Origin of the sequence: Mesorhizobium sp. M0088 (assembly GCF_040322895.1) — a bacterium.
Classification (GTDB): domain Bacteria; phylum Pseudomonadota; class Alphaproteobacteria; order Rhizobiales; family Rhizobiaceae; genus Mesorhizobium.
The window spans coordinates 271,513-291,847 of sequence record NZ_JAMYUI010000004.1 but is presented as its reverse complement, the minus strand read 5'-3'; the positions used below and the strand labels follow the sequence as shown (position 1 = coordinate 291,847).

Here is a 20,335-nt window from a genome sequence, read left to right as displayed (position 1 = left end):
GCCTACTGCCTACTGCCTACTGCCTACCCTACAACTTATCCCCCTCCACCTCGTATCTCCCTCATGAACCTGATCTACGCCGCCCTTGCCTTCCTGATGGCGCTTATCTTCGGCTTTGTCGGCGTCACCCGCGTCGGCTCATGGCTGATCGAGCGTCGCAATCCGCCGATCGGCGAGTTCGCCGACATCGACGGCGCCCGCATCCACTATGTCCATGTTCCGGCGCCCGCCAATGCCGAGCTGCCGCCGATCGTCTTGATCCACGGCGCCAGCGCCAATCTCAGGGACCAGATGCTGCCGCTGCGCCCCTTGCTCGAAGGCCGCGCCGAAATGCTGTTCTTCGACCGGCCAGGCCATGGCTGGTCGGGTCGCGGCACCAACAACGAGAACCCGTCGGCGCAGGCCAACACCATTGCCGCACTGATGGACCATCTCGGCATCAGGAATGCTGTCATCGTCGGCCATTCCTTCGGCGGCGTGGTGACATCGGCCTTTGGCCGCGAACATCCAGACAAGACGCTCGGGCTCGTCTTTCTCGCACCGGCGACCCACCCATGGCCGGGCGGCGCAACCGCCTGGTACTACAATCTGACCACCATGCCGGTGCTCGGTTGGCTGTTTTCCGAAACGCTCACCTATCCGGCGGGAGCCCTGCAGATGGCTGACGCCACCACCTGCGTCTTTTCGCCCAACAAGGTGCCGGACAATTACCTCAGCTCGGCCTCTATCCCGCTGGTGCTGCGACCAACAGCCTTTCGTGCCAACGCCACCGATGTCGCCGGGCTCTATCGCTACGCGCTCGCCACCGCACCGCGTTACGCCGAGATCAAGGCGCCGACCGTGGTGATTTCAGGCGATCGCGACAAGGTGGTCTATGCACATATCCATTCGGTCGGCCTGGCGCGCGACATTGCCGGTGCCGAACTCGTGTGGGTGCACAATCTCGGTCACAAGCCAGACTGGATCGCGACCGACCTGACCGTCGGCGCCATCGAGAAGGTCGCTGGCAAGAATATAGACCTGCCGGCGATGGCCAGGACCGTGGAGGCGCGCATCGCCGGCGACGCCTACGGCGCCGGCAGATGCGCCGATATCAAGGTACCGCAGGCCGAACTCGCGCCGACCTAAAGCGGGCCGCCTGAATCCGTTCAGAGGCGACACGCTTCAGGAATCTAGCGGCTGACTTGTGTGTCCGAACCGATATAGGCGATGCGCAGCATGTTGGTCGAACCCGGTGTCCGCAGCGGCACGCCCGCGGTGATGATGACGCGGTCGCCAGGCTTGCCGAAGCCTTCGTCGAAGGCGATGCGGCAGGCGCGATTGACCATGTCGTCGAGATCGACGGCGTCGGGTGAGACGACGCAATGCGTGCCCCACAAAAGCGACAGCCGCCGCGCCGTGTTGAGGATCGGCGACAGCGCGATAACAGGCACCTGCGGCCGCTCGCGGGCGGCGCGCAGGCCTGTGGTGCCCGATGCGGTGTAGGTGATGATCGCCGACAGCTTCAGCGTTTCGGCGATCTCGCGCGCGGCCAGCGAAATGGCGTCGGCGCCGGTCGCCTCCGGCTCGGAGCGCTGGGCGTTGATGATGCCGGCATAGGTCGGATCGGTTTCGACCTTGGTGGCGATACGGTTCATCATTGCCACAGCCTCGACGGGATAGGCACCCGCCGCCGATTCCGCCGACAGCATGATGGCATCGGCGCCTTCGAAGACGGCGATCGAAACATCGGACACTTCGGCGCGGGTCGGCACCGGTGCCGTGATCATCGATTCCAGCATCTGCGTTGCAACCACCACCGGCTTGCCGGCGCGGCGTGCGGCGCGCGTGATCTGCTTCTGGATGCCGGGCACCGCCTCGAGCGGCATCTCGACGCCGAGATCGCCGCGGGCGACCATCAGCGCGTCGGACAGTTCGATGATTTCGGCCAGCCGGGCGACAGCCTGCGGCTTCTCGATCTTGGCCATGATCAGCGCCCGCCCGCGTGCGATCTTGCGCGCTTCCGCCAGATCCTCCGGCCGTTGCACGAAGGACAGCGCCACCCAGTCGACGCCTGTGGCCAGCACGTCATCGAGGTCCTTGCGGTCCTTCTCGGTCAGCGCGCCGACCGGCAGATCGGTGTCGGGCAGGCTGACGCCCTTCTTGTCGGAAATCGTGGTGCCGGCGACGACGGTGCAGACGATCGACTTGCCGTCGCTCTTCACGGCCTTCAGCTCAAGCTTGCCATCGTCGATCAGCAGGCGATGGCCGGCTTCGACCGAGCTCAGGATTTCCGGATGCGGCAGATAGACCCTGGTCGAGGTGCCGGGCTCGGGATTGTCGTCGAGGGTGAAGGTCTGGCCTTGCGTCAGCACTTCCTTGCCATTGGCGAACTTGCCGACGCGCAGCTTTGGTCCTTGCAGGTCGGCCAGGATGCCGATCGGCCGGCCAACCGCTTCCTCGACAGCGCGGATGCGTCCGACCAGCGTGCGCATCAGTTCATGGTCGGTATGGCTCATATTGATGCGGAACACATCGGCGCCCGCTTCGAACAGTTTCTTCAGCATCTCCTCCGACGAGGAGGCCGGACCGATGGTGGCTAGGATCTTGACCTTGCGGCTACGTCTCATTGACTGTTTGTTCCCGGGGCGGCTGGAGCGCCTCCCGTTGTGGACTCATCGGTCAGCTGGACCATCCAGCTTGCCTGTTCGCCCGTGTCATATTCCTGGAATCCGGCGCGCTGGAAGCCCCGGGCGACGCAGTCGGTCACGCCTGCGATCTTGAACTCTTTCTCAGCCACGCACATGTTGATCGGGCCGTCCCAGCGTCCACCGCGTTCGGCGTCTTCTGCATAAAGATAGTAAAACCTTGATGACAGCGGCCCTTCGATCAGCGTCTTGCAGCTCGATCCCTCGATGTGCCACCAGCCTTCGGTGATCCAGCCGGCCTTGGCGCGATAGCCGATGCCGACGCCGACCAGGTTCTGCGTGGCGTTGCAGACGCGGAAATCGGCACGCGCCGGCGAAGCCACGACCATGGCCGACAGGCCCATGGCAAGAGTGAGGAGCGGCATGGCAAAGGCAGAGCGCATGCGCTGCCCGCCGGCGGAACTCATCCGAAAACCCCTCAAAAACCACATCAGCATCTCTCTGCGCCCCTTTTCGGAAAAGTCCGGGCGCATGTCAACGCACCGTTTTGTCCAATTCCAATCGATTTAGAAAGGCTCCGGCGCACAATTCGCCGACGTGTGCCAGATTTCCCGGGAAACCTTGGCCAAACAACGGCATTGCGCAAGCGTCGTCTTCGTGGAATGACGATAGCACCCTCCCCGGAAGCCCGCGAACAGACCATTTCCCGCCAATGACCCGATCCACAGTTTTCGCGCCTTTCGACATCATCGAGGGCGACCGCAAGCGAGGCATCGTGCTGTTGGGCGATCATGCCCGTCGCGACCTGCCCGACGACTACGGCAGCCTCGGCCTGCCCTCGGCCGAGTTCGACCGGCACATCGCCTATGACATCGGCGTCGAGGCGGTGACGCGCGAACTGGCTGCCCTGCTCGGCGTGCCGGCGGTGCTCGCCAATTTTTCGCGACTGCTGATCGATCCCAATCGCGGCGAAGACGATCCGACGCTCATTCGCCAGCTTTATGACGGCACTGTCGTACCTGGGAATTACCCCATCACTGCCGAGGAGCGCGAGAGGCGGCTCGACGGGTTCTATCGGCCCTATCACGACGCTGTCGGCGCCATGATCGCATCGGTCGCACAGGCTTCCGCCCAGACGCCCTTCATCTTTTCGGTGCATTCCTTCACCCCGGCCATGCAAGGAATCCAGCGTCCTTGGCACGTCGGCATCCTGTGGGATCTCGACGACCGCGTGGCGCGGCCGTTGATAGACATGCTGGCGCAGGACAAGAACCTCGTCGTCGGCGACAACGAACCCTATGACGGCGCACTGCGCGGCGACACCATGTACAAGCATGCCATCGTCAACGGCTTCGCCCATGCGCTGATCGAGATCCGACAGGATCTGATATCGGACCAGAAGGGCGCGCTCGCCTGGGCCGAACGGTTGGCGCCGATCGTTGACGCGATCGACCGTCGTCCCGATATACATGTGGTGAAGATGTTCGGCTCGCGCACCGGGCCGCTATGACGGAGGTTTCGATGACCGAACTCAGCGACGAGCAGCAACGCGATTTCGAAGCGGCCGCCTTCCGCCGGCTGGTCGAGCATCTGCGCGAGCGCAACGATGTGCAGAACATCGACCTGATGAATCTCGCCGGCTTCTGCCGCAACTGCCTGTCGAACTGGTATCGCGAGGCAGCCAATGCCGAGGGCGTCGATCTCACCAAGGATCAGTCGCGCGAGATCGTCTACGGCATGCCTTATGGGGAATGGCAGGCGCTGAACCAGACCGAGGCCTCCGACGCCAAGAAGGCCGAATTCGAGGCAAGGCGCCCCCAGGACCATTGACGCCGTCGCCCCAGCGATCGCTTAAGGCTATGTTTGGCCCAAAATGCTTCCCGAAAGAGCCTTGACTGAAAATTGAATCGATCTAATTTGCCGCGCGAAGCCATTTTCAGCGGGATTCGCCTCATGAACGCGTCAATTGCCAAGCTGACTGCCATTCGCGGACGATGGGCGCTCGCGGCCATTTTTCTCGCCAACGGCTTCCTGACGGGCAGCTGGGCGCCGCAGATCCCGGTGTTCCTGACCCGGCTGGAGATTTCGAAGTTCACGCTCGGCCTGCTGATTCTCTTATTCGGCGTCGGTGCCGTCGTCGCGATGACCTGGTGCGGCCATTTGATCTCCAGACATGGCTCGCGCACCGTACTGCGCTGGTTCGCCCTGTGCGGCAGCCTCGGTCTGATGGTCGTGGCGCTGGCGCCCAACGTACCGCTGGCGGCCGCGGCCATGATCATCTTCGGCGGCTCGATCGGTGGCATGGACGTTGCCATGAATGCCAATGCCGTGGTGGTCGAACGGCGGCTCTCCCGCGCCGTCATGTCGTCCTCGCACGGCTTCTGGAGTCTCGGCGGCTTCGCCGGCGGCGGCCTCGGCGGCTTTGCCATCCAGCACTACGGCCACCTCGCTCACGCGGCGGCGGTAACGGTGTTTGCCTTCGCGGTGATCGCGGTGGCCGTTCGCCATCTCCTCACCGAAGACAGCCCGCAGGCAGCCGAGCACCACAAATTCGCACTGCCGGCAAACCCGCTGGTTTATCTGATCGGACTGATGGCGCTGCTGGCGATGATCTCCGAAGGCGCGGTGCTCGACTGGGCAGCCCTGTATCTGCGCCAGGAGCTCGGCGCCGATCTTGCCGTTGCCGGCCTCGCCTACGCCGGATTTTCGGGCGTCATGGCGGTTACGCGGTTCTTCGGCGACGGCATACGCAATCGCTTCGGCGCGGTGACGACGCTGCGCGTGTCGGCCCTCGTAGCCGCGGTCGGCATGCTGGTGGCTGGCCTGGCGCCCTCGCCCTGGCTCGCCATTGCAGCCTTTGCCTTTTGCGGCTTCGGCATCGCCAATATGGTGCCGATCATCTTTTCGGCCGGCGGCAACCAGGAAGGCATGTCTTCTGGCACCGGCATGAGCGTGGTCACCACTATCGGATACTGTGGCATACTGGTGGCGCCGTCGGCGATCGGCTTCGTTGCCGAGCACTCCAGCTTTGGCCCGATCTTCATCACCATGTCGGGACTGCTGATCATCGTGTTGCTGATGGCCGGGCTCGCTCACCGCGCCGAATTCGCGCCAGCACCCGCCGAATAGCGTTTCAGCTCCTCGTGGAGAAAATCCACCACCCGGCGGATGCGCACGCTGGTACGCACGTCGCGATGCATCGCTAGCCACACCGGCAGAACTGGCAGCGGCAGATCTGGCAGAACCTTCTCTATCAAAGGATCCCTGTCGGCCAGCGGCTCCTGACCGAGGCCGATGCCGTTTCCCGCCCGCACCGCTTCCCACAAAACGATCTGGTTGTCGGCCCTGAAGCGGAAGCTGCTCCGGGTGACGGGGATGCCATGCTGGGTAAAGCCCCTGATGATCTCGTCGCCGCGGTCGAAGCCGACCAGGTCGTGGTCGACAAGATCGGCAGGCTTCAGCGGACGGCCGCGCCTGTCGAGATAGGATTTGGCCGCGCAGGCGCAGAGCTCGATATCGCAGACCCTGCGTGCCATCAGCTCGTTCTGCGCCGGCTTGACCATGCGGATGGCGATGTCGGCATCCCGACGCAGCAGGTTCTCGACCTGGTTGGAGGCGACGATCTCGACCTCGATGCCGGGCTCCTCGATCCCCAGCCGCATCGTCATCTCAGGCAGGACATAGGCCGCCACCACCTCGCTGGCGGCGATGCGCACCGTGCCTTCGATGGCCTCGACCGAACCCAGCGCCAGCAGTGAGAAGGCGCTTGCCTGCTCACTGACCGCCTTGCCGCGTTCGAACAGCGTGCTGCCGGCCTCCGTCAGTTCGTAGCCGTGCCGTCCTCGACGGAACAGTGTGACGCCGAGTGCCCGTTCCAACTCGCCGATGTGACGGCCAAGCGTCGGCTGGCTGGCCGAAAGCTTTCGCGTGGCGGCCGACAGGCTGCCGGATTCCGCCACGGCGACAAAGCTCTTGATCAGGTTCCAGTCGATTTCAGCCATTCATTTATGAATATCAGAACGCCATCTGTAGTCAATTTCCATTCGCGTTCAGAGCGATCATATTCCGGCTGCAGACACCAACACGGACTGCAAACACCAACATGGACTGCAAACACCAACCAGGAGAACTCAGATGACCAAGATCGCTTTCACCACCGCCGCCATCCTCATTTCCGTCAGCGCCGCCTTTGCCGGCAGCGACAAGTTTGGGTCGAACGACGCCGGCCAGGCGGCTGTCACCAGCACCGACAACACGACCACCGCTTCGATCCACAACCCGGATGCGGCCGTCCGGCAGCCGGTCACGCAAGGCAGCAACCGCGACCTCTTCGGCAGCCGCTGATCTCGATCGCGCTTGCCGCTGATCTCGATCGCGCTCGTCGCTGATCCCGATCGGGCCTTGCGACCGACCACGCAAATCCTAACCCAGGAGTGCTTCCAATGACCAGTATCGCAATTCTCGGTGCCAATGGCCGGCTCGGCCGGGTGGTCGCCAAGGCCTTCATCGACGCGGGCTACGAGGTCCGCGCCGTCACCCGCAACGGCAAACTGCCAACTGAACTCGAAGGCGCTACGGCCGTTGCCGGTGACGCGCTCGACCGGGAAGCGCTGATCCGCGCCACGGAAGGTGTCGACATCATCTTCAACGGCCTCAACCCGATCTACACCGAATGGGTCAAGTGCCTGCCGATCGCCGAGAATGTCATGGCCGCTTGCCGTGCCAACAACGCACTGCATCTCTTTCCCGGGACCGTATACAATTACGGGTCGCCGATGCCGGAGGTGATCACGGAAGACACGCCGTTCCGCCCGACGACCGAGAAGGGGCGCATCCGCGTCGCGATGGAGGACCTGTTTCACCGCGAGGCCGAAGCGCGCCGCGTCCGCACCATCATTTTGCGGGCCGGCGATTTCTTCGGCGGCACCGGCAGCGGCTCGTGGTTCGACCTGGTCGTCGCCGCCAAGATCAACAAGGGTATCTATACGGCGCCCGGCCCGGTCGACCTCGTGCATGAATGGGCCTACCTGCCGGATCTGGCCAGGGCTTTCGTCGGACTGGCGCAGAACCTGGACAAGCTCGGCGCCTATGAAGCCTTCAACTTCCCGGGCCATCCCGTCACCGACCTAGAGATCAAGGCGGCCGCGGAGAAGGCGCTTGGCCGTCCGCTCAAGATGACCTCGATGGCCTGGTGGGTGCTGCGCGCCGGCAGCCCGTTCGTGGCGATGTGGCGTGAGATCGTGTCGATGTCCTATCTGCGCTTCGAACCGCACCAACTGGCGTCGGCAAGGCTGGAAGGCATCATCGGCGCGATCCCGCACACGCCGCTGGATGAGGCCGTCACTGAAGCTCTCGGGGATATCGGCATTACCACCGTGACCGGCGTTGCGAAAGCTGCCTGACCTCCGCGATGGCGGGCGATACTCCTCCGCACATTAACAATCTCCGCGGACTGAGAGGGCGCCTCAGAGCCGTCCCATCAACAGCAGCACCATAAGCACCACCAGCACCACGCCGACAATACCCGAGGGCCCATAGCCCCAGGAGCGCGAATGCGGCCAGGCCGGCACCGCGCCGATGAGGATAAGGACCAGGACGATGATGACGATGGTGGTGATCGGCATGAGAACCCCGCAATTCGACTTTTCTCCCAAGAACAATGCAAAAGGCCGCCCGGTTGTTCCGGGCGGCCTTTGCCGGTCAAATCGGCAATGATCTATTCGGCGGCTTTCGGAAAGGCGATATCCGGCCCGGCTCCGGCATCCCGCCCAGGCGCATCGGTCGAGGAAATGTCGCCCTTGCCGCGCCGGAACAGACGGCTGATCAAGCCGCGCCGTGCGCCCGGCTTGACCTTGGCGCGGGTGAACACCATCAGCATCGACGGCGTCACCACCAGCGTCAGCACCGTGGCGAAGGACAGGCCGAAGACGATCGCCGAGGAGAGCGAAATCCACCATTGCGTCGACGGCGCGTTGATCGTCGTCTCGTGATGGAAGATTTCCAACCCGAGGCCGAAGGCAATCGGCAGCACGCCGAGAATGGCCGACACAGCCGTCAGCACGACCGGGCGGGCGCGCTCGCGGCAAGTCTGCAGCACCGCCTCGACCTTGTCCCAGCCTTCTTCACGCAGCCGGTCATAGGTGTCGATCAGCACGATGTTGTTGTTCACCACCACGCCGGCCAGAGCGATGACCCCGATGCCCGACATGACGATGCCGAACGTCTCGCCTGTTATCAGCAGCCCGAGGAACACGCCGATCGTCGCCATGACCACGCAGGACAGCACCAGCCAGACGCTGGTGAACTTGTTGAACTGCGCCAGAAGCACCAGGAAGATCAGGAAGATCGCCGCCCCGAAGGCCTTGCTGAGGAAGGCGCTGGCTTCGGCGCTGTCCTCGTTCGAGCCGGCCAGCTTCCAGCGGATGCCGCTGCCGAGATCCATGTCGGAGACGGCCTTGGTGACCTGCTCCTGCACAGCCGCGACCTGGACGCCGGCGGCGACGTTGGCCTGGACGACCACCGTACGCGCGCCGTCGATGCGGTTGAGGATGCCGACCGTCGGCTCCGGCTTGCGCACGACGAAGTTCGAGATCGGCACCGAGCCTTGTGAGGTCTGCACCCTGAGTTCGTCGAGCGTCGACAGCGTGCGCCGGTCTTCGGGCAGCCGCAGCCTTATGTCGACCGCGTCGTCGGCGCCGGCGGGCCGGTATTCCGAGAGTTTCAGCCCGTTGGTCACCAGCTGCACCACCGTCCCGACCGAGGTTGGGCTGATGCCGTACTGCGCCGCCTTGGCACGATCGACCTCGAGCGCCCAGTCGACACCGGGCGGCGGCAGGCCGTCGGAAATATCGATGACGCCGGGCACCTTGCCGATGCGCGCCGCGACCTCACGGGCCTTGTCGTCGAGCCCCTTGGGGTCGACGGCCGAAAGCCTGATCTGGATCGGCTTGCCGGTCGGCGGACCGGCTTCCGGCACGCGCACCTCGACATCGACGCCGGGAATGCCGGCCATGACGCCGCGCAGATCGTCCAGGATGTGGTTCGCCGACTTGCGCTCGCGCCAGTCGATAAATTCGTACTGGATGACGCCGACGACGTCTTCGGGGATATCCTGGCCGCCGCCTTGCGTCTTGCCGACGCGGGTGTAGACCGACTTCACACCCGGCCAGCCGAGCAGCCTGTCTTCCGCGATCTTGGTCGCGGTATCCATTTCGGCCAGCGAAAGATTGCCGCGCGCATGCACGTAGAGCAGGCCATAATCCGGCTCGACATTCGGGAAGAACTCGACGCCGGCGCCGTATTTCGAATAGGCAAAGCCGACGCCGAACAAGAGCGCGACGGTCAGCACCAGCACGGTGATGGGGAAGCGCACCGCCTGCTTGACGATCGCCATGTACCAGCCGTCGCGATTGTCATCCTCATGATGCGGCGGCGCCTTGGCGAAGATCGCACCCAGCGTCGGCGCGAAGACAAGCGCGTAGAGCATCGAGGCCGATAGCGTGACGATCAGCGTGATCGGCATGTACTTCATGAAGTCGCCGATGATGCCCGGCCAGAACAGCAGCGGCGAGAAGGCGGCGATGCGCGTCATCGTCGCGGCGATGACCGGACCGGCCATGCGCTTGGCGGCGAGCGCGAAGGCTTCCTCCTTCGGCATGCCCTCGCTCATCCGCCGTTCGGCGAACTCGGTGACGATGATGGCATCGTCGACCAGCATGCCGACGGCCAGGATTAGGCTGAACAGCACGATCATGTTGATCGTGTAGCCCATCATCGCCAGCAGCAGGATGCCGATCAGGAAGGACGACGGAATCGCAAGCCCGATGAGCAGCGAGGCGCGGCCGGACAGCGCGTAGAGGATGACGATGAACACCAGGATGACGGCGATCATCACATGGTTCTGCAGGTCGCCGAGCAGCTGGTTGACGAAGACCGACTTGTCCTGCGTGTAGGTGACGTTCATGCCCTCGGGCATCGACTTGACGAACTCGTCGGACACCGTTCGCACCTTGGCGATGGTGTCGATCAGGTTGGAGCCGATGCGCTTCTTGACTTCGATGGCGATGGCCGGCTTGCCGTTGAGACGGGTCACCGTCTCGGCATCCTTGAAGGTCGAACGGATCGTCGCGATGTCCTTGGCCTGCACCACGGCATTGGGGCCGGCGACCACCGGCAGTGCGGCGACATCCTCCGGCGTTTCGATCAGCGACGGTACCTTGACGGCGTATTTGCCCTCCGAGCCTTCGATATTGCCGGCGGCGACCAGGCTGTTGGAGTTGCCGACCGCACCGATCAGTTGATCGAGTTGCAGCCCATAGGAAGACAGCTTCATCGGATCGATGACGACCTCGACGAGATCGTCGCGCGCACCCTGCAGCGAGCCCTCGAGAACACCGGGAACCTCCTCGATGCGGTCGCGCAGTTCACGCGCGGCGGCGGTCAGCACGCGTTCGGGCAGATTTCCCGAGAGCGTGACGACGAGCACGGGAAATTCGGAAATGTTGACTTCGGTGACGACGGGTTCTTCCGCCGCCTGCGGCAGGTCGGCCTTGGCGTCCTGCACCTTGCTGCGCGTGTCCTGCAGCGCGGTGGCCAGATTGGTCTGCGGCTGGAATTCGACCAGCACGTAGCCGCCGCCCTGGAAGGCGGCCGAACGCATCTCCTTGAGGCCCTTCAGGCTTTTCAGCTTGCTTTCCATCGGCCGCAGCAGAAGCCGCTCCGAATCCTCGGGCGAAATGCCCTGGTAGATCAGGCTGACATACATCATCGGAATCGGAACGTCGGGCTCCGCTTCCTTTGGCGTCGCCTGATAGGCGACCCAGCCCGCCAGCAGAAGGAAGACGAGGACCGAAATGGTCAGGCGGGCATTGTTGATTGCGAGTCTGACGATATCCATGGCTAACGCCTGTTCTTGAATTTTCACGAGCTGCGTCGCAGCCGATTGTCCCCGCCTAGGGCTAGTCCGTCGCGATCTCTTGCTACTGCGTGCCGGCCGTCGCTTCGCCGAGCAGCTTCTTGATGATCGCCTGGTCGGCCTCGACCGGATTGACCAGATCGCCTTCCTTCACCAGTTCCTGGCCGGCGACGATGATGCGGGCGTCGGCCGGTATGCCGCCGAGGACGAGGCCTGTCGGCGTGTCGTCGACGAGGTCGATGGGGAAGAACGCCACCTTGTTGTCCTTGCTCACGGCACGGATGCCGAGGTCGCCCTTGTCGCCGAGCGTCACAACCGAGCGCGGCAGCAGCACCGCGTCGGTCGGCTGTGCGTTGAGCGCGATTTCCGCCGTCATGCCGGCCGGCACGGAGCCGTCGGCATTGGGGACGGCAACCTCGACGCGGAAGGTGCGGGTCGCCGACGAGGCGTCGCGGCTGATGTAGCGCACGGTGCCTTGGACGGTCTGGCCGCTGACCAGCCGTATGGTGGCCTTGTCGCCGAGCTTGAGGTAGCCGAGATCGCGCTCGCTGACTTCGCCGCGGGCAATCACCGGATCGAGCTTGAGGATGGTCGCCACCTCGCCGCCTTGCATGATGGAGCTGCCAAGTTCCACCGGCACCCGGTCGATAACGCCGTCGAAAGGCGCCTTCACCTCGTTGCGGTCGAGTTCGGCCTGTGCCGTTTCCAGTTGCGACTGCGCCGAGGTCAGGTTCGAGCGCGCGGTGTCGAGCTGCAGCTTCGGCAGATTGCCTGATTTCATCAGCCGCAAGGCTGCGTCCAGCTCGGCCTGACGCTGCACCACCAATTGCTTGGCGTTGTCGACCATCGAGATCTTTTCTTCCGCCGCAAGCATCAGCACCAGATCCCCCGTCTTGACGTGATCGCCTTGCTTGACAGGCAGCTTGTCGATGACACCGGCGACGCGCGTCGCCAGCACCGCCCGCTTGTCGGCTTCGGTCAGCCCGGAAATGCGGATGGCGCGTGCATAGGTCTTGCGTGGCGGCGTCACCACAGCGACCGTGCGCAGCGGTGCCTTCGGCTCGGCTTCCGCCTGCTTCGGCTTCGCCGCATCGGGCGCCTTGGCCTGTTCGGCTTCGGCTGCCTTGGCTTTGTTGGCGGCTACGCTGCCGACTGACGAAAACTCGCCTGTCGCCATCCACGCCGCGAAACCAATGAGCACAACAACGGCTGCAAGCTTGTGAAACCTGATTCTCATCGTCGTTTTTTCCACTGCGGGTTCGGCCAGCGTCCTCATAACGCGGGCGCGTCGCCGATATGGGTGCGCGCCGGGCCGTGTTCAATTTGCCGTGATCGGCGAAGCGCGCTTCTACATCAAAGTTGCACCGCAATATAGTCTGAAAGTTGCAAGATCATTGCGCCACCGGGCAAGATGCGCCCGCCGCCGCCCAGTTTTCGATCGCTTGATAGGTCGCTTCGGCGGAGCCCGGAGCCGGTTCACGACCCCATCCCGGCGCCCAGCCCCAGGCGACCAGTCTGTCGTCGCGAACATGCACCGCGATGTCCTTCAAGCTGCGGTTGCCGTTGCGCAAGGGATCCTTGATCTGGGCGCAGATTTCGGCCGAGGACTTGCCGAACCAGGCCATCTCGGCTGGCGCCAGATGCCAGTTCTCGGCCCCGGGCGGCCCGTGCAATGCCTTGGAATTGCTGGAGAAATGGCAAGTCATGCAACGCAGGCCCGGACTGCCGAAGCCCGACCCGTCAGCACCGCGCTGGACATTGAAGGCGTGCACGCGCGTGCCGCCGTAATGCGCACCCGACCAGCGCGGTCGCTCGTCCGCGACATGACAGTCAGCGCAGCGCGGATGCGAGAACACCGCATAGACCTTGTCCCATTCGGACAGGGCTTTTGCTGTGTCGACTGCCACCGGCGCCGGCGTCTGGCTCTCTTGCGCGATCGCAAACGGTGCTGCGAGCACAAGCATGGCAGCAGGCGTCAGCATGATGACGAGCTTCTTCATGCGAAGGCTACCGCTTTCGACAGCGGCAGCGTGCGGATGCGCTTTCCGGTGAGCGCGAAGATGGCGTTGGCGAGCGCCGGAGCCGCCGGCGGTGTGCCGACCTCGCCGACGCCGCCCATCCTGTGGAAGTTTTCCAGGATGGCAACTTCGAATACCGGGCACTGGAAGATCCGCATGGCGTCGAAATCGTGGAAGTTCGACTGTTCGACCATGCCGTCGGCGAAGGTGATTTCCTGCCCCATCGCCGCCGAAAGACCGTAGATGGCCGCCGAGATCAACTGCGCCTCGATGATGCCGGGGTCGAGCGCGGTGCCGACATCGGCGGCGATCCACACCTTCTCGATGCGGATGCCGGCCGGCGTGTCCGCCACCTGGACGATCTCGCCGACCCAGCTGCCGAAGGACAGCGTGAAGGCCATGCCCCTGGCCTTGCCGGCGGGCAGCGCCTCGCCCCATTTCGCCATCGCGGCGACTTTCTCCACCACCTTCACCGCCGAGGGATAAGCGGCCATCAGTCTCTTGCGCATCTCGACCTGATCGATTTTTCCGGCAATGGCGATCTCGTCCATGAAACCCTCGTGGAAGAAGCCGTTGACCGAGCTGCCGACCGAGCGCCAGGAGCCGACGGGGATGGAGACCGGCGCCGCAACACCGCTGACCCGGTAATTCGGGATGGTGTAGGGTTGGTCGTAAGCGCCATCGACGATGGTCTTGTCGGGACCGAGCGGCGATATCGAAGGGAACAGCCGGCGCAGCATGCCGGCAATCACCGATGGTGAGGCCATCTTCATGTCGACGGCCACCGGCATGCCATCGTCGCCAAGCCGCGCCTGGAACTTGCCGATAGCAGCCGGCCGGTAGGCGTCGTGGCGCATGTCTTCCTCGCGCGTCCAGGTTACCTTGATCGGACGCCCGCCCGTCTCTTTCGCCATCAACGCGGCACACAGCGCGTAATCCGTCTCGACGCGCCGGCCGAAACCGCCGCCCATGAAGGTGGTGTGCACATTGACCTTACCCTGCTCGATGCCGACCGCGTTGGCGCAAAGCTGCCGCACCAGGGTCGGCGCCTGGTTGCCGCACCAGATGTCGAGCGCACCGTCCTTGAACTGTGCCGTGGCGTTCATCGGCTCCATCGTCGCATGCGCCAGATAGGGCACGGCATAGTCTGCCTCGACGATCCTTTCGCGCGGCGCGTCGGCAAAAGCGGTATCGACGTCGCCATTGTCGCGCATCACCGACCCCTTGGTGGCAAGCGCCTGCTTCAGCACATCTGAAATGGCAGCGCTGCCGAGCGGGTATTCGGGATCGAACCACTGGGCGTCGATCGCCTCGGCCGCCTTGAATGCCGCCCATGTGTTGTCGGCGATGATGCCGAAGCCATGGCCATAATTCGTCTCAAGCGGCACGATCTTGATCACGCCGGGCATTTTTTCGGCCCTGGAAAGGTCCGCCTTGACCGGCTTGGCCCAGAAGCGCGGGCTCATCTTGACCGTGCCGTAGAACATGTCCGGCAGCCTGACATCGATGCCGAAGATCGGCGCCCCGGTGACCTTGGCCAGCATGTCGATGCGCTTTTGCGGCTTTCCCAGCAGCTTCCAGTCGGCTTTGTCCTTGAGCCTGACTTCGTCCGGCGGCGCCATCGCGGCGGCGGCCGCGGCGACCGCGCCATAGGTCAGCGACTTGCCCGACGCCTTGTGCAGGATCGAACCGTCGGCCGTTTCCAGATCGGCTGCGGCAACACCCAGTTCTTGCGCCGCAGCCGCGATCAGCATCTGCCGGGCAGCGGCACCCGCTTGCCGCATCTTGTCAAAACCATCGCGTGTCGAAGCCGAACCGCCGGTGCCCTGCAGGGCAAGGAACTTGCCAACCACGCCGAGACCCGAGCGCACCGCTTGCGCCGTCATGCTCTCGTCGAAGAAGGCGAACGGACCGCCCTGTTGAAGGATCGCGGCGTTGTAGTAGGCATGGGATGCTGGTCCATGCTCGACCTTGACCCGGTCAAGGCCGACATCGAGCTCTTCGGCGACCATGGCGGCAAGCGTCGTCGAGATGCCTTGCCCCATCTCGGCGCGCGGCGCGACGATGGTGATGGTGTTGTCGGCGCCGATCTTCACATAGGGGTTGAACGTCGCCTCGCCCTTGCCGAGTTCGGCCTCGAGCGGGTTCGGAAAGGGCTTGCGATAGTAGTAATAGCCGACGGCAACGCCGCCCGCGACAGCGGCAGCGCCAATCAGGAACGTGCGGCGGGCGATCTTTCCGACACTGGCCATGGTCAGAGACCCGCCGTCTTGAGTGCCGCGGCCTTCTTGATGGCCGAGCGGATTTTGGGATAGGTGCCGCAGCGGCAGAGATTGCCGCCCATGGCGTTGTCGATGTCGGCATCGCTTGGGTCGGCGACTTCATCGAGCAGCGCCACCGCGCTCATGATCTGGCCGGCCTGGCAGTAGCCGCATTGCGCGACCTGTTCCTCCAGCCATGCCTGCTGCACCGGATGCAGCTTCCCCGCCGTGCCGATGCCTTCAATGGTCGTGATAGCGCCGCTGACCTGCCCCACCGGGAGCGAGCAGGAACGCACCGGCTGACCGTCGATATGCACCGTGCAGGCGCCGCAGGCGGCGATGCCGCAGCCGAATTTCGGCCCGGTCTTGCCAATGAGATCGCGCAGCGCCCACAGCAGCGGCATGTCCGGATCGGCATCGATATCGAAAGACTGCCCGTCGACGGTAAGGCGCATGGGGATACCCTTTGTTGTCGTCCGCTGCCAAGGGCGAAGCGTCCTCTCGGCCATTTCACCTAATACAGATTGACAAATTTCGTCATTTTGTCAAATAGGATTTTGCAGGATAGAATTGCTCCATGAACCAGATCGAAGACATCACCGCCACAGACCCCAAACGCGTCCGTATCCTGGATGGCGCGATGAAGGTGTTTTTGGCCTATGGTTTCTCGCGCACCACCATGGACGATATCGCCCGCGCCGCAGACATGTCGCGCCCGGCGCTCTATCTCCTGTTCAAGAACAAGACCGACATTTTCCGCGCCATCGCCATGATGATCCTGTCACGCTCGGTCGAGGCGGCAAAGATTGCCCTATCCGGCGATGGCCCTTTCACCGAGCGCATGATGCGGGCCATCGACGAGGCATTCATCTCGATGATGGGCGCGGTCGTTGCTTCGCCGCACGGCGCCGAATTGCTGGACATGAAATCGAGCCTTGGCGATCTGGTAGGCTGCTGGCGCGGCGGGCTTGGCCAACACATCGGCGCCGCGATCGAGCGCGAGGCAGCCAGGAACGGCGTCGACCTGGCGGCCAGAGGCCTGTCGGCGCAACTGCTTGCCGACATGCTGCTCGACGGGCTGGAAGGCATGAAGGCGCGGATCAGAGATCCGGAGGGACAGCGGCAGGCGGCCGCTGCCCTGATCAGGGTGATCGACCTGACCTTGAAGGCATGATTGCGGACCAATCGATGCACATTGATTGGTCGCTCAGGCGCGCCGGCGCTCTGCCTCCGGGTTCTTGCGCGCCGCAAGAAATTCCTTGACCCGCCGGCCAGGTGCCGGACCGCGCACCGGCTTGAAGCCGTCATCGAGTTCGCCGGAGAGATCGAGCGTCGGTCGCTTGCCGACGGCCTCGTAATTCTCTTCCAGCCAGTCGCTGGCGGCGGTGCGGCCGAGATCACGCAGGTAGGTCAGAAACGCCCATTCGGCGTTGACCTTCGAGGACGCCGACAGGTCCTTGAACGCCTCGTCGGCATCGATGCGGTGCATGCGGATGTCGCGATACTCGCCATGCGGCAGACGGCCGGCGGCGATCAGTTCCTTGACGAAGGCGATCGAGCGGAATTCGCGCAGCAACCCGGCGTTGAAGGCGATCTCGTCGATGCGGTTCTGGATCTCGTTGGCGCTTCTTGGTGTTCCCTCCCGCACCACCGGATTGATCTGCACCAGAAGCACGTCCTCGGTCGCAGCCGTCTTGAAGAACGGATAAAGCGCCGGGTTGCCGCCATAGCCGCCATCCCAATAGGGCACCCCCTTGATCTCGACAGCACGGAACAGTTGCGGCAGGCAGGCCGAGGCCATCACCGTGTCGAGGTCGATCTCGCCATCGGAAAAGACGCGCAACTGTCCGGTCTCGACATTGGTCGCCGAGATGAACAGTTCCATCGACTTGCAGGCGCGGACATTGTCGAAATCGATCTCCTGCTGAACCACGTCGCGCAGCGGGTTGAAGCCGAGCGGATTGGCGACATAGGGCGAGAACACCCGCGACATGGTGTCGAAGAAGACATAGCCAGGCGTATTCTCGATCGACCAGTTGCCCCAGGCGACATCCCACGGCATGCGGTGTACCGGGCTGAACCGGCCCTTGGCCGCCACCGCGCGCCAGAAATCGTCAAGTTTCTGCCGCGCTCCCTCGACACCTCCGCGCACATATCCGTCGGCCAGCGCCACCGCGTTCATGGCGCCGGCGCTGGTGCCGGACACTGCTGATATCTCCAGCCGTCCGTCCTCCAGCAGGCGGTCGAGCACACCCCAGGAAAAGGCCCCGTGCGAGCCGCCGCCCTGAAGCGCGATGTTGATCTTCTTCTTTGTCTCCTCCGCCTTGCCGTTTTTGGTCATGGCGTCGTCCTTGGTTCGTTTTGGATAGATGAGAAGATTTTGCGCCTCACGCGGCGGTCCAGCCGCCATCGACCGAGAGATGCGTGCCGTTGATCTGCGCTGCCGCGTCCGAGCACAGGAACACCGCCGCTGCCGCGATCTGCTCCACCGTGACGAATTCCTTGGTCGGCTGCTTGTCCAGCATGACCTCACGGATGACGGTCTCGCGATCCATCTGATGGGCTTTCATTTGGTCGGGGATCTGCGCCTCGACCAGCGGCGTCAGGACATAGCCCGGGCAGATGGCGTTGCAGGTGATTTTTTCGCGCGCCAGTTCGAGTGCGACCGTTTTGGTCAATCCCATGATGCCGTGCTTGGCTGAGACATAGGCCGATTTGAACGGCGACGCGACCAGGCCGTGCGCCGAGGCGATGTTGACGATCCGGCCACCGCCGGCCTCCTTCATCAGCGGGATCGCGGCTGCAATGGTGTGGAACGCCGACGACAGGTTGATGGCGATAATGGCGTCCCATTTCTCGATCGGAAAGTCCTCAACCGGCGCGACATGCTGGATGCCGGCATTGTTGACGAGGATATCGACCGATCCGAATGTCTCAGCCGCCTTGGCGATCAGCGCCCGGCATTCGGCCGGTTTCGACATGTCGGCCTTGATGTAGGCGGTTTTCACCCCGTGGTGTTTGGCGATCGCATCAGTGATGGCGTGGTCGGCGGCCGTGTCGGAGAAAGAGTTGACGACGACATTATGGCCTTCGGCCGCCAACGCCTGGGCGATGGCCAGGCCAATGCCCGATGTGGAGCCGGTGATGACTGCGGTTTTTCTGGCGGCCAAGGGCGGAGTCCTCTGGTTGCGGCAAGAGCGAGCTTATGTTGCACTGCAGCATATATGCTCAATGCGACGCAATAACAGCGGCCAGAGTTTTTGAGGAGATGAAATTTTCGTCATGAGCGGCCACACGGCCGCTCACCAGGAGGATATCGTTTGGATCGCCGGTCGCTCGCCAGGCGCCAAAAGACCTCAGGCAACCAGGTCCGGCACCGGCCCGACATAGTGCGACTGCGGGCGGATCAGCCGCCCGGTCGTCTGCTGTTCACGCGCATGCGCGATCCAGCCGGCGACGCGCCCGGCGGCAAAGACATTGCTGAAAGCTTGTGGCGGAAAACCCGCCGCCTCCAACAGCAGCGCGGTGTAGAACTCGACATTGGTCTGCAGCGAGCGCGACGGCTTGGCGATCCGCAGCACCTCGAGTGCCGTTTGCTCGACCGTCTCCGCAAAGGCCAGCCGGCGGCCAGTTTCGCCCTCGCCGCCGAGTTGCCGCACGACGGCCTTCAGCACATCGGCGCGCGGATCGCGCACGCGATAGATGCGGTGCCCGAAGCCCATGATGCGCCTGCCCTGCGCGATCTCGTCGCGAAGCCAGCCGGCGGCATCGCCATGCGCCTGGATCGCATCCAGCATCTCGATCACCGGACCGGGCGCGCCGCCATGCAGCGGCCCCTTGAGCGCGCCGAGCCCGGCCAGCACGGAGGATGTCAGCCCGGCCTTCGTCGAGGCGACCACGCGGGTGGCGAAGGTCGACGCATTGAGGCCATGATCGCAGACGGTCACGAGATAGGTATCGAGCGCCTTCGCCAGCGCCGTCGAGGCGACGCTGCCGCTCAGCATCTTCAACATGTCGGCGGCATGATCGGCGCGGCTGTCCGGCGCGATCGGCTGCTCGCCGCGCTGCAGGCGCAGCAGGGCCGGCGTCAGCACGGCGGGCGCTGCGATGAGCAGCAAGGCATCGGCCAAGGTCTCGCCGTCCGGCAGCAGCGCCATGCCGGCGCGCATGGCGCTGTAAACATCGAGCGACGCCAGCAGGGGCAGCGAGGGCAAGAGCCGTTCGAACACCTCGGCGCGTGCCTGGCCCAGTGCCCGCGTCAGTTGCGCCTCATCGGGAAGGTCGTCGAAGAAGCCGTCGAGCAGCAGCCGCATCACCTGGGCATAGTTCAAGCGGCCGGCCAGCTCCGGCAGCGAATGACCTCGGATCGTCAGACGGCCACCAAGACCATCCACATCGGAAAGCACGGTTTCCGCCGCCACCACGTCATCGAGCCCATTCGCCATAGCCTGTCTCCTTGAAGCATTTCCGGATCGGAGATAGAGATGGGCAACGTTTCCATCAATCTTGATCAAT

General features: G+C 63.9%; 19 protein-coding genes. 7 read left to right on the top strand and 12 right to left on the bottom strand.

All coding sequences use genetic code 11. The features are described 5' to 3' along the window. Positions 1-63: 63 nt before the first annotated feature. Positions 64-1,128, top strand: a complete 1,065-nt coding sequence (locus NKJ67_RS07230; RefSeq protein ID WP_352580913.1) for an alpha/beta fold hydrolase — start codon at positions 64-66, stop codon at positions 1,126-1,128. 44 nt (positions 1,129-1,172) lie between these two features. Here the strand turns inward: NKJ67_RS07230 and pyk are convergent, their stop codons facing one another. After that, positions 1,173-2,609: a pyruvate kinase gene (pyk, locus tag NKJ67_RS07225; protein ID WP_352580912.1), complete on the bottom strand. Its 1,437-nt coding sequence runs from the start codon at positions 2,607-2,609 to the stop codon at positions 1,173-1,175. Continuing rightward, positions 2,606-3,094 carry a DUF1036 domain-containing protein gene (locus tag NKJ67_RS07220; RefSeq protein ID WP_127266899.1) on the bottom strand — a complete coding sequence of 163 codons (489 nt, stop codon included), beginning with the start codon at positions 3,092-3,094 and terminating at the stop codon, positions 2,606-2,608. Before NKJ67_RS07220 ends, pyk begins: the two co-directional genes overlap by 4 nt. Before the next feature lie 245 nt (positions 3,095-3,339). Here NKJ67_RS07220 and NKJ67_RS07215 point away from each other — a divergent pair, with 245 nt between their 5' ends. The 3 genes from NKJ67_RS07215 to NKJ67_RS07205 all read left to right on the top strand — a co-directional run bounded on the left by NKJ67_RS07215 (position 3,340) and on the right by NKJ67_RS07205 (position 5,756). After that, positions 3,340-4,137 carry an N-formylglutamate amidohydrolase gene (locus tag NKJ67_RS07215; protein WP_127327660.1) on the top strand — a complete coding sequence of 266 codons (798 nt, stop codon included), beginning with the start codon at positions 3,340-3,342 and terminating at the stop codon, positions 4,135-4,137. An 11-nt stretch (positions 4,138-4,148) separates the two neighbouring features. After that, on the top strand, positions 4,149-4,457 hold the full coding sequence (locus tag NKJ67_RS07210; protein WP_027037142.1) for a DUF1244 domain-containing protein: 309 nt from the start codon (positions 4,149-4,151) through the stop codon (positions 4,455-4,457). Positions 4,458-4,580: 123 nt separating this feature from the next. Beyond that, complete coding sequence (locus NKJ67_RS07205) at positions 4,581-5,756, top strand: MFS transporter (protein ID WP_127380694.1); 1,176 nt, start codon at positions 4,581-4,583, stop codon at positions 5,754-5,756. Here NKJ67_RS07205 and NKJ67_RS07200 read toward each other — a convergent pair. Next, a complete protein-coding gene (locus NKJ67_RS07200) occupies positions 5,720-6,628 on the bottom strand; it encodes a LysR family transcriptional regulator (protein WP_256747373.1) in 909 nt (302 codons plus the stop codon). The two genes, NKJ67_RS07205 and NKJ67_RS07200, sit on opposite strands and share 37 nt — an antisense overlap. 133 nt (positions 6,629-6,761) lie before the next feature. On the opposite strand from NKJ67_RS07200, the gene NKJ67_RS07195 reads away from it, so the two are divergent. Together NKJ67_RS07195 and NKJ67_RS07190 are read left to right on the top strand one after the other, a co-directional pair. Then, entirely contained in the window at positions 6,762-6,971 is a 210-nt protein-coding gene (locus tag NKJ67_RS07195) for a DUF680 domain-containing protein (RefSeq protein ID WP_256747372.1), read from the top strand. Positions 6,972-7,069: 98 nt separating this feature from the next. Further along, entirely contained in the window at positions 7,070-8,029 is a 960-nt protein-coding gene (locus NKJ67_RS07190) for an SDR family oxidoreductase (protein ID WP_352580911.1), read from the top strand. 63 nt (positions 8,030-8,092) lie between these two features. Here NKJ67_RS07190 and NKJ67_RS07185 read toward each other — a convergent pair whose 3' ends face one another. The 6 genes from NKJ67_RS07185 to NKJ67_RS07160 all read right to left on the bottom strand — a co-directional run bounded on the left by NKJ67_RS07185 (position 8,093) and on the right by NKJ67_RS07160 (position 16,275). Then, positions 8,093-8,251, bottom strand: coding sequence for a DUF3309 family protein (locus NKJ67_RS07185; protein WP_023810914.1), 159 nt, complete (start codon positions 8,249-8,251; stop codon positions 8,093-8,095). Positions 8,252-8,343: 92 nt separating this feature from the next. After that, positions 8,344-11,523, bottom strand: coding sequence for an efflux RND transporter permease subunit (locus NKJ67_RS07180; RefSeq protein WP_352580910.1), 3,180 nt, complete (start codon positions 11,521-11,523; stop codon positions 8,344-8,346). An 82-nt stretch (positions 11,524-11,605) separates the two neighbouring features. After that, positions 11,606-12,778 (bottom strand): efflux RND transporter periplasmic adaptor subunit, encoded by a 1,173-nt coding sequence (locus NKJ67_RS07175; protein WP_127266906.1) that lies wholly within the window; start codon positions 12,776-12,778, stop codon positions 11,606-11,608. Positions 12,779-12,932: 154 nt separating this feature from the next. Then, a complete protein-coding gene (locus NKJ67_RS07170) occupies positions 12,933-13,541 on the bottom strand; it encodes a hypothetical protein (protein ID WP_352580909.1) in 609 nt (202 codons plus the stop codon). Further along, positions 13,538-15,811 (bottom strand): xanthine dehydrogenase family protein molybdopterin-binding subunit, encoded by a 2,274-nt coding sequence (locus tag NKJ67_RS07165; RefSeq protein ID WP_352580908.1) that lies wholly within the window; start codon positions 15,809-15,811, stop codon positions 13,538-13,540. Before NKJ67_RS07165 ends, NKJ67_RS07170 begins: the two co-directional genes overlap by 4 nt. A 2-nt stretch (positions 15,812-15,813) precedes the next feature. Beyond that, entirely contained in the window at positions 15,814-16,275 is a 462-nt protein-coding gene (locus NKJ67_RS07160; protein WP_352580907.1) for a (2Fe-2S)-binding protein, read from the bottom strand. A gap of 122 nt (positions 16,276-16,397) precedes the next feature. Between NKJ67_RS07160 and NKJ67_RS07155 the strand changes: the two genes are divergently transcribed. Further along, a complete protein-coding gene (locus NKJ67_RS07155; protein ID WP_127322484.1) occupies positions 16,398-16,994 on the top strand; it encodes a TetR/AcrR family transcriptional regulator in 597 nt (198 codons plus the stop codon). A gap of 33 nt (positions 16,995-17,027) precedes the next feature. Here NKJ67_RS07155 and NKJ67_RS07150 read toward each other — a convergent pair whose 3' ends face one another. From NKJ67_RS07150 to NKJ67_RS07140, 3 genes are all read right to left on the bottom strand, one after another. Next, entirely contained in the window at positions 17,028-18,161 is a 1,134-nt protein-coding gene (locus NKJ67_RS07150; RefSeq protein WP_127270167.1) for a patatin-like phospholipase family protein, read from the bottom strand. 46 nt (positions 18,162-18,207) lie between these two features. Continuing rightward, the gene (locus NKJ67_RS07145) at positions 18,208-18,990 is read right to left on the bottom strand and encodes a 3-hydroxybutyrate dehydrogenase (protein WP_352580906.1); all 783 of its coding nucleotides are present in this window, start codon (positions 18,988-18,990) and stop codon (positions 18,208-18,210) included. 186 nt (positions 18,991-19,176) lie between these two features. After that, positions 19,177-20,265 carry a citrate synthase/methylcitrate synthase gene (locus tag NKJ67_RS07140; protein WP_352580905.1) on the bottom strand — a complete coding sequence of 363 codons (1,089 nt, stop codon included), beginning with the start codon at positions 20,263-20,265 and terminating at the stop codon, positions 19,177-19,179. Positions 20,266-20,335 lie beyond the last annotated feature (70 nt).

Excerpts from the sequence above, each read along its gene's own strand:
- NKJ67_RS07185 (WP_023810914.1), bottom strand. The coding sequence starts at position 8,251 with ATGCCGATCACCACCATCGTCATCATCGTCCTGGTCCTTATCCTCATC.
- NKJ67_RS07205 (WP_127380694.1), top strand. The coding sequence starts at position 4,581 with ATGAACGCGTCAATTGCCAAGCTGACTGCCATTCGCGGACGATGGGCG.
- NKJ67_RS07200 (WP_256747373.1), bottom strand. The coding sequence starts at position 6,628 with ATGGCTGAAATCGACTGGAACCTGATCAAGAGCTTTGTCGCCGTGGCG.
- NKJ67_RS07140 (WP_352580905.1), bottom strand. The coding sequence starts at position 20,265 with ATGGCGAATGGGCTCGATGACGTGGTGGCGGCGGAAACCGTGCTTTCC.
- NKJ67_RS07220 (WP_127266899.1), bottom strand. The coding sequence starts at position 3,094 with ATGAGTTCCGCCGGCGGGCAGCGCATGCGCTCTGCCTTTGCCATGCCG.
- NKJ67_RS07155 (WP_127322484.1), top strand. The coding sequence starts at position 16,398 with ATGAACCAGATCGAAGACATCACCGCCACAGACCCCAAACGCGTCCGT.
- NKJ67_RS07175 (WP_127266906.1), bottom strand. The coding sequence starts at position 12,778 with ATGAGAATCAGGTTTCACAAGCTTGCAGCCGTTGTTGTGCTCATTGGT.
- NKJ67_RS07210 (WP_027037142.1), top strand. The coding sequence starts at position 4,149 with ATGACCGAACTCAGCGACGAGCAGCAACGCGATTTCGAAGCGGCCGCC.
- NKJ67_RS07165 (WP_352580908.1), bottom strand. The coding sequence starts at position 15,811 with ATGGCCAGTGTCGGAAAGATCGCCCGCCGCACGTTCCTGATTGGCGCT.
- NKJ67_RS07170 (WP_352580909.1), bottom strand. The coding sequence starts at position 13,541 with ATGAAGAAGCTCGTCATCATGCTGACGCCTGCTGCCATGCTTGTGCTC.
- NKJ67_RS07180 (WP_352580910.1), bottom strand. The coding sequence starts at position 11,523 with ATGGATATCGTCAGACTCGCAATCAACAATGCCCGCCTGACCATTTCG.
- NKJ67_RS07160 (WP_352580907.1), bottom strand. The coding sequence starts at position 16,275 with ATGCGCCTTACCGTCGACGGGCAGTCTTTCGATATCGATGCCGATCCG.
- NKJ67_RS07150 (WP_127270167.1), bottom strand. The coding sequence starts at position 18,161 with ATGACCAAAAACGGCAAGGCGGAGGAGACAAAGAAGAAGATCAACATC.
- NKJ67_RS07195 (WP_256747372.1), top strand. The coding sequence starts at position 6,762 with ATGACCAAGATCGCTTTCACCACCGCCGCCATCCTCATTTCCGTCAGC.
- NKJ67_RS07230 (WP_352580913.1), top strand. The coding sequence starts at position 64 with ATGAACCTGATCTACGCCGCCCTTGCCTTCCTGATGGCGCTTATCTTC.
- pyk (WP_352580912.1), bottom strand. The coding sequence starts at position 2,609 with ATGAGACGTAGCCGCAAGGTCAAGATCCTAGCCACCATCGGTCCGGCC.
- NKJ67_RS07190 (WP_352580911.1), top strand. The coding sequence starts at position 7,070 with ATGACCAGTATCGCAATTCTCGGTGCCAATGGCCGGCTCGGCCGGGTG.
- NKJ67_RS07215 (WP_127327660.1), top strand. The coding sequence starts at position 3,340 with ATGACCCGATCCACAGTTTTCGCGCCTTTCGACATCATCGAGGGCGAC.